Source organism: Spirosoma humi (assembly GCF_054776575.1).
The window spans coordinates 45744-58351 of the sequence record NZ_BAAHBR010000020.1; the positions used below are offsets into that span (position 1 = coordinate 45744).

At 51.8% G+C, this 12608-nt stretch carries 9 protein-coding genes; 2 read left to right on the plus strand and 7 right to left on the minus strand.

Annotation, left to right across the window (positions count from 1 at the left end; translation table 11 throughout):
* Positions 1–91: 91 nt before the first annotated feature.
* Complete coding sequence (locus ACYU8Y_RS26655) at positions 92–1627, plus strand: SusD/RagB family nutrient-binding outer membrane lipoprotein (RefSeq protein ID WP_460941263.1); 1536 nt, start codon at positions 92–94, stop codon at positions 1625–1627.
* Between the two features lie 349 nt (positions 1628–1976).
* Here the strand turns inward: ACYU8Y_RS26655 and egtD are convergent, their stop codons facing one another.
* From egtD to ACYU8Y_RS26680, 5 genes are all read right to left on the minus strand, one after another.
* Positions 1977–3050, minus strand: a complete 1074-nt coding sequence (egtD, locus tag ACYU8Y_RS26660) for an L-histidine N(alpha)-methyltransferase (protein WP_460941264.1) — start codon at positions 3048–3050, stop codon at positions 1977–1979.
* Positions 3014–4195, minus strand: a complete 1182-nt coding sequence (egtB, locus tag ACYU8Y_RS26665) for an ergothioneine biosynthesis protein EgtB (protein ID WP_460941265.1) — start codon at positions 4193–4195, stop codon at positions 3014–3016. The genes egtD and egtB overlap by 37 nt, the downstream gene beginning before the upstream one ends.
* A gap of 75 nt (positions 4196–4270) precedes the next feature.
* Complete coding sequence (locus ACYU8Y_RS26670) at positions 4271–4543, minus strand: UBP-type zinc finger domain-containing protein (RefSeq protein WP_460941266.1); 273 nt, start codon at positions 4541–4543, stop codon at positions 4271–4273.
* Positions 4544–4623: 80 nt separating this feature from the next.
* On the minus strand, positions 4624–6285 hold the full coding sequence (locus tag ACYU8Y_RS26675) for an NAD(P)/FAD-dependent oxidoreductase (RefSeq protein WP_460941268.1): 1662 nt from the start codon (positions 6283–6285) through the stop codon (positions 4624–4626).
* Positions 6286–6390: 105 nt separating this feature from the next.
* Positions 6391–7797 (minus strand): ATP-binding protein, encoded by a 1407-nt coding sequence (locus tag ACYU8Y_RS26680; RefSeq protein ID WP_460941269.1) that lies wholly within the window; start codon positions 7795–7797, stop codon positions 6391–6393.
* Between the two features lie 92 nt (positions 7798–7889).
* Between ACYU8Y_RS26680 and ACYU8Y_RS26685 the strand changes: the two genes are divergently transcribed.
* Entirely contained in the window at positions 7890–8783 is an 894-nt protein-coding gene (locus ACYU8Y_RS26685; protein ID WP_460941270.1) for a ChaN family lipoprotein, read from the plus strand.
* 40 nt (positions 8784–8823) lie between these two features.
* Here ACYU8Y_RS26685 and ACYU8Y_RS26690 read toward each other — a convergent pair whose 3' ends face one another.
* A complete protein-coding gene (locus tag ACYU8Y_RS26690) occupies positions 8824–11190 on the minus strand; it encodes an alpha-L-rhamnosidase-related protein (protein ID WP_460941271.1) in 2367 nt (788 codons plus the stop codon).
* Positions 11191–11511: 321 nt separating this feature from the next.
* Positions 11512–12579, minus strand: coding sequence for a hypothetical protein (locus ACYU8Y_RS26695; RefSeq protein WP_460941404.1), 1068 nt, complete (start codon positions 12577–12579; stop codon positions 11512–11514).
* Positions 12580–12608: the final 29 nt, after the last annotated feature.

Consider the following 12608-nt stretch of genomic DNA (forward strand, 5'->3'; position numbering starts at 1 on the left):
GAGATAATCGTTTGACGTTTGCAATGAGCTGACACCCAAAGATTGTCAACTCATTGCAAACGTCAAACCTCAAACGAAAAACTCATTTTCCATGAAAAAAACACTCCTATACATACCGCTGGTTGCCCTGCTTTTCACCACAAGCAGCTGCGACAAAGGATTCGATGAACTGAACGTCAACCCAACAGCGGCAACGACACTTAACCCCGTTTTTACGTTTAATAATGCCATGGTTGGCACGTCCTTTCCGGGTAGTATACTGACCTTCGAGGAGCCCACGGTTCAGCAAATGTTCACGCCGAACTCAGGCATCGTGGCCGGTGGTAATTTTAATATCGACAACCGGGGTCCATCCGGCGTGAATGGGGGGATCTGGCGGCAGTACTACCAGAACGTCATTCGCTATCTGGTCGACGTGGTTAACCAAACCAAGAGCGATGCGAACCGAACCAACCTCTACAACATGGCCCGTATCTGGAAGGCTTATACGTTCAACGTATTGACAGACAGCTACGGGGATATTCCGTACAGTCAGGCTGGTGCAGGGTATATTTCGGGCAACGTATTGCCGAAGTACGACACGCAGGAAAGTATTTATAACGACCTCATTAAGGAGCTTACCGAAGCAACAGCCGCCCTGGACGCATCCAAAGCGACTGAAGCTGGTGAAATTACCTATGGTGGCGACATCACAAAATGGAAACGGTTTGGCAACTCGCTGCTGCTTCGGGTAGGCATGCGTTTGTCGAAGGTGAACCCCACACTGGCGCAATCGACCGTTCAGAAAGCCATTGCAGGCGGCCTTATGCAGTCCAACGCCGATAACGCACTGGTTCGGAATAACGCCAACTACACCAACGCCGTAGGGGCCACGCTTAACTCGACCGAAGCGGCCAACTATTACCTGACCAAAACGTTTGTCGATTACCTTAAATCGACATCCGACCCACGGCTGGTGTCCATTGCGGTGCGCTACGTTGGGGCCAAAAGTGGCCCGGAACAAACGGCGACCCTGGCCACTCGGGATCCAGCCCAGCAGATTGGCATGCCACTTGGCTACGATAACGGCACCATTACAGCCCGTGCTACAACCGACCTTGGTGTTCCCTTCTTCTATGGCTATTCGCAACTGGACCGTACGCGCATGGGCAGCCAGTTTGCCCCCTGCTACCTGGTCACGTATGCGCAAACGCAATTGCTGCTGGCCGAAGCTGCCCAGCGCACCTGGACAACCGGTAGCGCTGCCGATTTCTACAATGCCGGGGTTACGGCACACATGAAACAGCTAGCCGACTATGGAACTACCTCAGCGGTAGCGGATGCCGACATTGCCGCTTATTTAGCCAAAAATCCGTATTCGGCGGCCAAAGGCCTTGAGTTGATCAATACCCAATACTGGATAGCCTCCTTCCTAAATGGGCCTGAAGTATTCGCAAACTTCCGGCGTAGTGGGTTTCCTGTCCTGACGCCTAACCCCTATCCGGGCAAGGAAATAAAAGGCAATTTCATCAATCGCTTGTCGTACCCTGATTCGGAGCAGTCGGTCAATACAGCCAACCGACAGGAAGCCGTTTCGCGGCAGGGGGCCGACAATCTGGACACACGCGTTTGGTGGGATAAGCAGTAAACCGTATTCTTTTCATTTCAAACCAGCAAGCCCAGCCCGTAACGGGCTGGGCTTGCTGGTGTATGGGTGTTTCTTTCGCTGACGCTCGTAAAGACATAGTGCTCAGCCAATAAACGCACTCAATAAACCCGATTCCTGATCCTGTTCAGCATTGCTTTTGGGATCAGGCTTTTAGCTACCGAGAGCATCAACCCCCTCAACGCCTGTGGCAGGATGTTCTTTTGCATCAACGATAGGAACAAGGCCAGACATACTATGCTTGGCTTTAAATTCGGTCATTATCGGTATGCCATGGCAGATTAGCCTAGGTATGTGTTTCTGCAAAATCCCCGACAGGTTCATTCGCTGACTAACGCATAAAGACTACGTCAGCAAAATAACCCTTGCTATCTGTAAACCAACCCGCAACAGTGAAGCCCGTTTGTCTGGCTAATTGCTCGATCTGTACCCGACTGAATTTACGCGAGATCTCCGTATGAATTATTTCGCCAGCTTGAAAGGACACCTCCGTATCCAGCGCCCTGATCGTTACAGTCTGCGCTTGCTGACTGACCAAATACGATCGCGCTTCGCCATTTTCAGGATTGTAGGTCTCGTAATGATCAAACGCATCCAAATCGAAGGTAGCATCCAGCTCACGATTGATTCGCCGGAGCAGATTCAGGTTAAACGCTTTTGTTAAGCCTGCCCGGTCATTATAAGCTGTGTGAATGACCGCCGGGTGTTTTTGCAGATCAAAACCCGTCAACACCATGTCGCCGGGCCGAAGCCGGTCATGCAGTTGCTGATAAAAACCAACGGCGTCATCGGGGGTGAAGTTGCCAATATTCGAGCCCAGAAACAGGACAACCTTGTGGTTATCTGTTTCCTGAGAAAGCAGCTCCAGCGCGCTGAAGTAATCGTCGTGGCGCGGATTTAACTGCAAATCAGGCCACTGCCTGCGTACATCGCTCACAAGGCCCGCAAGCGCATCGGCCGAAATGTCGACTGGCGCGTACGTGAAATCAGTGTGTTGGCCTTCGAAAAAACCAAGCAGAATTTTTGTTTTCAGGCCATCCCCTGCGCCCAGTTCGACCAATTCAAATGGCCGATTGTCTGGTGAAAACTGCCGCAGCATATCCGCTTTGTACGTTTCCAGGATTTCGTACTCCGACCGGGTCAGGTAGTAATCTGGCGAGTGCATGATTTCGGCAAACAGTCGGCTTCCTTCAGCGTCGTAAAAGAACCGGGACGACAGGCGCTTGGGTGTTGCCCGTAAGCCCATTTGCACCTCATTCGCAAAATCCGATAAGTCCGATCGTTGTTTATCAACCACATCCATCACCAGTCCAGTCTCCCCACTTCTCCGCTCAACTTCGCTGGTTCCATGAAGCATGCCCACTGCCTTTAGTTCTTCACTAAACGTATCCCCGTATACTGCCATCGCTTGTCTGGTTGAAAAAAATTGCGGTAAGTGGGTCGGGAATGCCCTTCAGGTGTTGCTACAGATGCCCCGCGCAACACCATCTGTCCACTCATAAACTTGCCGTTGTATTCGCCCACGGCCCCTTCGGCAGTAATAAAACCAGGATAAGGCAGATAAGCGGAGTTTGTCCACTCCCACCGCGTACCCCAGTTGAGTTGTGAAGCACTCGCTTCCCATTCAAATTCGGTTGGCAGCCGCTGGCCGGACCAACGGGCATAGGCATCGGCTTCGTAGTGGCTCACATGGCAAACCGGCGTATCCAGATCAATGAGCCGGAGTCCATCAACGGTATAATGCCACCACTCGCCATCGATGCGGTGCCAGTACAAAGGTGCCTGAATATCATTTGCTTTTACCCATGCCCAGCCATCGGAAAGCCAGTGTCGAAAATCCTGATAGCCACCTGATTCAATGAATGTCAGGTATTCCTCATTCGTAACCAGATTCCCGCTAAGTGTTGTTTTGTTGAGGTATACGTTATGTGCCCCCACCTCATTGTCGAAGTAGAAAGAGTCCCCATCCTGACCATTCGCTGGCCGATAACCAACGGTATATATTCCTTCGGCCAATACGGCATCCGGTCTGGGCCGCTGCGATTGATGCTCCTGAAAAGGCATCTCGATAGCGGGAAGCAACGGATTGTGCCCCAGGATGTATTTAATATCCGTGATGAGCAGCTCCTGATGCTGCTGCTCGTGGTTGAGCCCCAGCAGAATCAGCGCATAAAGGTCGGGAGACAGCTCAGCCGTGTCCAGAAAACGGTTCATCTGTTCGTCTACGTAGGCACGGTAAGCATACACGCCCGCCACCGTTGGGCGGCTGAGGTTCCCGCGGTCGGTGCGTAAGACCCGTTTGCCAACGGTCTCGTAATAACTATTAAAAACGTAGCTAAAATCGGCGTGAAAAATGCGGTAATCAGGCACATTTGGCTTTAGTACAAATGTTTCCCAAAACCAGGTTGTATGCCCCAAATGCCATTTGGGTGGGCTAACATCAACGACCGGCTGCACGACATAATCCTCTGTTTCAAGGCCCCGGCATATAGCTTCGGAATGCAACCGGACGTGGTAATATTGCTGAGTAAGCGTTTGTTCGGCAATCATTCAGATTTGTCGTTATAAGTACTCTGAAAGTCTATGGAGAATACTACTTACTAACCGCTAAATGAAGCACCTTGTTCAGTAACCAGCCATTTGTTCATCGACAAAGCACCAGAGCCAGCGTTCACCTGGTTCGGCTGACGTAACAACCGGGTGTTCACTCGCCCGAAAGTGCTTCGTTGCATGTTTATTCGGTGATGAATCGCAACAAAGTGTCGTTCCGCAGGTCTGGCAGGTACGCAGATGTACCCACGAATCGCCCGTTTTGATGCACTCTTCACAAACATAGTCGCTGGCAACACGGAGTTCCGTGATTGCGGATAAATGGGAGCAAATTGTCGGCTTAACCATAAGAAGAAAGGATGTATGATAGAAGGTACTCGTGTAGGATATAGGCCGTAGGGTGTATTTCACCATACACCCTACAGTCATTAACTGTCTGCCAGGTATTTATGAACGAAGCTTACGGCCATGGCCCCTTCGCCAACGGCCGAGGCAACCCGGTTCATGGCGCCGGCCCGTACATCGCCAGCGGCAAAAATACCCGCGCTACAGGTTTCAAGCGAGAACGGCTCCCGGTTATATCGCCAGACTTGTTTGAAGTCGGCGTACTTCGCCAGGTCACGGCCCGTGGCAATGAATCCCTTGGTGTCTTTGATGATGTCCATTTCAATCCAGTCGGTCAGGGGTTTGGTACCGATGAAAATAAAGAGACCACCCGCCTGCACTGTCCGGCGTTCTTTAGTATCCATGTTTTCCAGGACCAGACATTCCAGCCGCTCATTGCCCAAACCCTCCACGACTTCGGTACAACCAAGTACAGTGATGTTAGGCGTGTTATCGATTTGATCGATTAAATACTGTGACATCGTTTCGGACAAATCGGGTCGGCGCACGCAGATATACACGTCGGAAGCAGTTCGGGAGAGGTACATGGCCCCCTGCCCCGCCGAATTCCCGCCACCAACAACGTAAACGGGCTGGCCTTTGAAGGCCAGGGCTTCGGTCGTGGCGGCTCCGTAGTAGACACCCGCCCCCGTATATTTCTTGAGACTTTCGTTGTCCAGCTGGTGATACGAAACGCCCGTACTCAAAATAATCGACCGCGCTACTACTTCGTTGCCACCACCCAGCGCAATGTGTTTATACTGGCCCTCTGACCGGATGGACACGACTTCCTGCGGAGCCAGGAACTCCACGCCAAATCGTTGGGCCTGCGTGATGGCCCGCCGGGTCAGGTCGGCACCACTCAGGCCGTTGGGAAAGCCCAGGTAGTTTTCAATCCGCGAACTGGTGCCAGCCTGCCCGCCCGGAGCACGCTTGTCAATCAGAATTGTTCTCAACCCTTCGGAGCCCCCATACACGGCAGCCGCCAACCCAGCCGGGCCTGCGCCGATAATGGCCAAATCGTATAACTCTTCGGATGCTTTGGGCTGTAAGCCAAGTTTCTCGCCCAGATCAGCCAGCGTCGGCTGTCTAAGGGCGGTTCCGTTGTCGAGGATAACAATGGGCAAATCACTGGCACTTAATCCATGTAAATCGAGCAGTTCCTGGGCCTGAGCGTTGCCTTCGATATCAAACCATTGGTAAGGAAACAGATTGCCCGCCAAAAAATCCTTTAACTCATGCGAACGGGGCGAAAACTGGTAACCAACCAATTTTAAGCCTGCGGAGGGCGGTCGGTAATCGGAAAACCAGTCGCTCAGCAGATCGTCCAGTACAGGATACAGTTTTTCTTCGGGTGGGTCCCAGGGCTTGGCAATGTAATAATCCAGTTGAACTTCGTTGATGGCCCGTACAGCCGCGTCGATGTCCGAGTAAGCCGTTAGCAGCACCCGTTTCGCATTCGGAAACGCCTTTCGGGCCTGCGTCAGAAATTCAACACCCGTCATGCTTGGCATCCGCTGATCGGACAGGAAAAGAGCTACCTCTTCGCCCTTTTTCTTCAACTCCGGCAACGAATCAAGGGCCTCCTGGGCCGAGTTGGTGCAAAGAATCCGGTATTTCTTTCGGTACTGCTGCCGCAGATCATGCTGTATGGCCTGCAATACCTGCGGATCATCGTCGATGGAGAAAATAATGGGTAGTTTCATAGAAGCAAAATCGGACCGCCAAAGCGGAGTGAATGAGCAAACAAGTGGTTGTGGCGTTTGACAAATCTACTGCTAAAGCAGTGTTGTCACGCACTCTTTTACTCGTTAAACGGGTAAGCAAACACTAAATTCTGTGTGACCGGGCTCCGACTGTACCTTGATAGACCCGTTGTGGTGTTTCATAATGCCTTGCACAATATCGAGACCGAGCCCGGTGCCTTTGCCAATTTCTTTGGTCGTGAAAAAGGGCTCAAATATTTTATCCCGTATGTCTTCCGGAATGCCGGGTCCATTGTCGATGATCTTAGTCAGGACAAACGCTTCTTCCTCCGATCGCCTGTCGGGCTGGCTGATGATGTCGAGTTTGCCACCATTCGGCATGGCGTCGATGGCATTGTCGATCAAGTTGGTCCACACCTGATTCAGCTCGCCGGGCCAGCCACAAACCACGGGCAGGTCATCGGCAATGGTCAGGGTTAAGTCAATCTGCTTACTCTTGATTTTATGGGCCAGCAGGGTAACCGTATTGCGAAGGCCTTCGGCCAGTTGAACTTCCTGCTTACCCACGCCCCGATCCATCTGCGTGTAATTTTTGATGGAGTCGATCAGGGTGGCAATGCGCTTTGAAGCCTCGCCAATATCGGACACCAGCTTTTCGGTCACCAGGTTGTTGACCAGCCAGTTGGCGACACCGGCCAGATTTTCATCGCCAATCTTTTCAAGTATCCAATCCAGATCGTCGACCGTAAATCCGTAGTCGACCAGGGGCCCTGCCAGATCCATATGATCCTCAACGCCATGATCGTCCAACCAATCGGTTACGTCATCTTCCAGACTCGTCCGTTCGAGCAAGGTTAACTGACGCCTGTCGATGGTCGATTGCTGGTCCAGTTTTTTGAAGAACACGTCAGTCACGCAATCGACCTGCCCAGCGGTCAGGTTAAGATTCATAACGACTTTGAAGGCTTCGGGAGTGGCCCGCAAGTGTGTATTGAGTGTATCGACTGAGCGCACAACGGCTGCCACGGGGTTATTGAGTTCGTGAGCCAGCCCCGCCGACAAGCGCCCCAGCGAGGCCATTTTCTCATTTTGCTGCGTCAGCTTCGTATAATCACGGACGCGGGTCGTCATTTGATGCACCAGCGATTCGGTAAGCTCGTAGCAGTTTTTGGCCAGATCAGGCAGGTCGTCGCGGTGAAGCCGCAGTAGCGTTGTTGGCCGCTCGGTAATGAGCCGGTTCGACATGCCTTTCATCCGGGAAAACGGTAGTACCCCCAAAATAGCGTGATCGCCATAGACGATCAATTCATCGTCGGCTCCGTTGGCCCCGGCATCAATACGAAGGCGACCCTCCAGCAGCAATAGTAGATGGTCGACGGGTTCGTGGGGTTTGTAGAGCACGGTCTCTTTGGGATAAGACACCTCTTCGCTCCGGTCAATAACCCATTGTAATTGCGCATCCGGCACATTGGCAAAAGCCGGAAATTGGCGTAGCGTTTCTAACAGATTCATAAAAAGGAGGGCATTAACAGACAGACGGGTAACCAATTATAAAACAGATTGGTTACAGCAGTACGTCTGAACTGCCCACTTCTACTTATCTGATGCGTCTTACTATTCTGCTGCTTTGTTTGCTGGCGTTTGCTTTCCGGAACGACAAACCCGCCTATCGTTTCTATACGTCGGGCCTAAAAACGACCAGCTACACTAAATTGCTGCGCCAGGCAAACGAGGCTGACGTTATTTTATTCGGCGAACTGCACAACAACCCAATCTGTCACTGGCTCGAATTTCAGTTGACCAAAGACCTGCAAGCCGCCAAAAAAGGCAACCTTGTGCTGGGAGCCGAAATGTTTGAAACAGACGACCAGCTGGCGCTCAGCGATTACGTACAGGGCAAAACGACCAGTAAAGAGCTGGCTACCCAGGCTCGTTTGTGGCCCAATTTCGATACGGATTATAAACCCATTACCGATTTTGCCCGTGAGCAGCACATCCCGTTCGTGGCCACCAACATTCCGCGTCGGTATGCCCGGCTGGTTTCCCGGCAAGGATTATCAGCCCTTGATACGATATCGGCCGATGCGAAACGCCAGATTGCGCCACTGCCCATTCCCGTCGACCTGACCTTACCCGGCTACAAAGCCATGATGGAGATGATGGGCGGTACGGACAGCAAATCCGGCAACAGCGCACACGGAGCACAACCCAACATGACGGCTAATTTTGCGCGGGCTCAAGCGGTCAAGGACGCCACTATGGCCTATTTCATTCTGCAAAATCTGAAACCCGGCCAGACCTTGCTGCACTTCAACGGCGATTACCATTCCAAGAATTTTGATGGCATTGTCTGGTACCTGCGCCAGAAACAGCCCGGCCTGAAAATCCTGACGCTCTCTTCCATTGAATTAGTGGATATTGAAAAGCCCGATGCCGACAATCGAAATCTGGCCGATTTCGTACTAGCCATTCCCGCCGACATGACAAAAACGTATTGAGCGCTGTGATTTAGTGGCCGGGTGTCTATTCAGGTCAGGTTTATTGCAAACGCACACGTATCGAACTACCCTTTAGCTCGACAAAATCAGAATCTGTATCGCTCTGTATGGATACTTTTTTGTCATTGACCTGCCAGTTACGGTACTTGCCTTTGGGGAAAGCAAGTTTCACGGTCCAGTTCGGCTCTTTTTGGGTAATCAGTAACGTCAGCTGAGCGCCCGCTTTTGCATAGTCCATGGATACCATGTTGTCGCCTACAGCCACTTTTTCAACACGGGCTTTGTTCCAGATGCTGGGCATTTGCGGCCGAACAACGATTACTTTGTGAGACGCTTCCGGGCGAATCCCGAAAAACTGTTTGATGATCGGTACGGCGTAACTGTACATATTCCAGGCCTGGGTAACCATGCCGTAGTCCGGCGATACCTCGTAAATAGAGCCCGGCAAGGCATAGCTAAACGTTTTGGTCATTCGTTTGAGATAGCCCAACGCTTCATCAGGGTGGCCGTACCGGTTTTCACCAATGGCGGCCACTCCCGTTGGCAGGGTCATCACCGCCCCAGTATAGGTAAATACGGTTTTGTTTACATTGAACGACCCCTCGTCGGTTCCGGCCGATTCGTCGCGGTCGATCCCCGTTACAAACAGCCCAAAAGGATTCGTAAATTTACTGGCCGTCCGAAGCGCAATGGCTGCTTTGTCGGGGTCGGCCACACCCGTTTCCATGGGGGTATTGACCACCCAGTTGTGGTGAAGCACAAAGCCTTTTTTGGTCTCCTCTGGCAACTGGCGCAGCCGTTGCCGGGTTGCTTTCAGTTCTTCGACCGCCCAGGGTTTGTGCAGCGTATCCGCCCGAACAAGGGCCCCTTCCACAAGCGCCAGGGCCTCGGCTTTCGTGCCGATAAAGTCAGCATACGAACCACTTTCGGGCACCCAGAAATCGGTATTTATTTTCGTTTTCAGGATAGAAGCCTTGCGCTGGTACTCCATCGCCAGCGTTTTGTCGCCGAGTTCCGACGCCATGTAGGTCGCATTGGCAAAAGCCTCCTGCGTATACACCGCCACATCGATCATTTCGCTGTTCATGCCGTGTATTTCCATCATGCCGAAACCATCAGGAAGCAGGTTTTTGTCTTTATCGTTTTCCGCCAGCAACCAGGTCATTCCCTTTTTTACCGTCGGAAAATACTTGCGCAAAAAGTCTTTGTCGCCTGTCCATCGGTACACTTCGGCAATCATACTGGCAAACTGGGGCACTTCGTTCAGGTTGCCGGGATTGTAAACCGCGCCGTTCGTCGATACTTCGTGGATAATCCGTCCGTTGCCATTTTCCTTTTCGGAGATTCTGGTCAGCAGATCAACCGAATCATACACCAGTTGCCGGTGTCCCGTTGTGATCAGGCCCGATAATGTATAACAGCCATCAGCCCCAAACCACCACGGGTAATCGGGCAAACCTGCCGACAGCCCCCGACCCATTTCGGGCACCTCCCGAATCAGCCAGTCGGTATTGTATTTTACCCAGCGAAATGCCTGTTCCAGTTTTTTATCCGGTACCTGTACGGCTGCCAACTGGTCAATGGTAGCATACCGCTTTTTCTTATTTGCCAAATAGATGTAGGCATTTTTCTGGACGTCGGCAAAGGTCCGGTTGGCCGCTTCAGCCGATTTGTACGAACCGGCAATGGTAATCGGTAGTTGGGTTTTTCCGTTGGCGGGCACCGTGATCGTATATACCAGCGAAGCTGTGCACCCTTTTCCGGCCGACACAAATTCGCAGCCTTTAGTTTGATGATGCTGGCGGGTAGGACTAGTGGCACCAAAAACAACGAACCAGTCATTTTTTTGATCTTTAGCGATCCAGGACTGCGTTTGTGCCTGCCAGGTTGCCTGGTCCGGCGCATCGACCATGTTGGTCCGTTCGCCCAGCCAGGTCGGGCGCAGATCGGTATGGGCGGTCCAGGTAAACTGCAGCGTGAGCGGCCTGGCTTGCTTATTTACGAAGGTATACTCCACCACCAGGGCTTCCTTGTTGTCGGGCACAAACTGAAATCGCTTAATGTCCAGACCGTTGGCAACCTGTTGGTACAGGTGCTTATTGGCAAACGGATAGGTAATGAACGTATCGGCTTTGGTCAGGCAAACCTGTTGTTGATTGATGGTTATCGACGCTGTAAATCCATCCATCAATTTGATCGGATGATCCCAGATGCCGCCCATTTCGCCCGTTATGTGCCAGCCCAGATCTGGAAACTTTCCGTCCTGATGACCAACCATGTACAACCGATTGCCAGCCGTTACGAACGGAGATGCCAGATAGGTCTTCTTACCGCCAATAGATTCGACCTGCGTCATAAGCCCCTGAAGCGGCTGCTGCGCGGCTGTTTTCGGAAGACAACTCGCCAAAAGGGCAAGGAATATCAAACCCGTAGTAACGAGTTTATTGTAACAAAGCGTCAGTAAAGCCGACTGGCCATGCGTTATCATTGATTGCTCATTTATAAGTAACTCGTTAAAAATAGGTTGGCTTATTTTTTGTCATGCTGACGCAGGAAGCATCTTAAAGTAGCCTAACGAAGATGCTTCCTGCGTCAGCATGACAAAAACCCTATGGGGAATACTCTAAAGCAAATTAACTTGAGTACTTATGTTTGTAAAGCTACATCTTTATACATTGCCCGTCGATTTCGTTTAGCCCCGGTAGTTTACGTTTACAGCCTACATTATTCATAACTCGTCATTCTTTATTAAAGAAACATATTCCGCTACCAGCGCCCAGCAATGGGCTTCGCATTGCCAGCGCATCTGCATGAGTGGGCGGTCGGCAAAACGACGTAACCAGGGTTGTTCGTAGGCCGTTAGCAATCCCGCAATGAAGAAGTGAAAACCGGCAAAATCGTGTTCAATGGCACTCAGATCAATGGCGGGAACGGCCTGCCCTAATCGGTGCAGGGACGTTGCCAGCAACAGCCGCTCCACCCGATTCGGAGCAATCGCTCCCAACGAACGGGCATCGGCAATCAGGCGCGGGCGGATGGGCTCCAGCTCGGCAATCGAAAAAGCCGCCATGAGTCGCGACAAATGGTAAATGATGAGTGAGGTCCGCGCATAATGGGGGGCACATCGAAATGGCGCGGATAAATACCGGCCCGATTCGACAATGAACCGCAGATACGCCAGTGAATCCGTATCATGTTGGTTGCGAGGCAAGGCATACTGGTAAATACAGTACAGCATATTGCTCAACGCGCAGGCATCAAAATCAACGCCCATGTGTTTCCCAAACCAAGTCGAGTAAGCCCGCAACGGCCGATACTCAGGGTAGGTGTTTTGGATGCGTTGCGGCTGGCTCCCGTTAGCGTGCTGCCCCAGTTTGTCTTTCAGCCAAAGGCGTTCGGCTGGCTCAGGTGGGGCGGTCAGGTACACCATGGCCGTATCGTCGATGTCGTCGGGAATACGAAAATGCTCGAAATGGCGAAAAATGTAGCCGTTGGAAAAGTGCTGTGAGGGACGTGTAGGCCAGAAATTATAGGTATTCAGCCCATCTTTATTCCGAAAGCGGGGGTAAGCCATTGCCGCCCGATTCGCCATCCGATCGATCAATTGCTGACTTTCGAATGAGACGACCGGGCGGAGATGCTGCAACGTGAATACCGTTACGGCCGTAAAGAAAACGTTGGTATCCGGCCGACGGTAGAATACCGCTGGGTTATGCCGAAAGGAAGCAAACAGACCCGTTTCGTCCTGCAAATCAGCAATTCGCTGGATGATACTGTCGATGGATAGGACTGCCATATTTTCGCAAAAGTACCGTTTCATACGTT

What these genes read in the sequence shown, in the direction of transcription:
- ACYU8Y_RS26655 (WP_460941263.1), top strand. Translation starts at nt 92, where the DNA reads ATGAAAAAAACACTCCTATACATACCGCTGGTTGCCCTGCTTTTCACC.
- egtD (WP_460941264.1), bottom strand. Translation starts at nt 3,050, where the DNA reads ATGGCAGTATACGGGGATACGTTTAGTGAAGAACTAAAGGCAGTGGGC.
- egtB (WP_460941265.1), bottom strand. Translation starts at nt 4,195, where the DNA reads ATGATTGCCGAACAAACGCTTACTCAGCAATATTACCACGTCCGGTTG.
- ACYU8Y_RS26670 (WP_460941266.1), bottom strand. Translation starts at nt 4,543, where the DNA reads ATGGTTAAGCCGACAATTTGCTCCCATTTATCCGCAATCACGGAACTC.
- ACYU8Y_RS26675 (WP_460941268.1), bottom strand. Translation starts at nt 6,285, where the DNA reads ATGAAACTACCCATTATTTTCTCCATCGACGATGATCCGCAGGTATTG.
- ACYU8Y_RS26680 (WP_460941269.1), bottom strand. Translation starts at nt 7,797, where the DNA reads ATGAATCTGTTAGAAACGCTACGCCAATTTCCGGCTTTTGCCAATGTG.
- ACYU8Y_RS26685 (WP_460941270.1), top strand. Translation starts at nt 7,890, where the DNA reads ATGCGTCTTACTATTCTGCTGCTTTGTTTGCTGGCGTTTGCTTTCCGG.
- ACYU8Y_RS26695 (WP_460941404.1), bottom strand. Translation starts at nt 12,579, where the DNA reads ATGGCAGTCCTATCCATCGACAGTATCATCCAGCGAATTGCTGATTTG.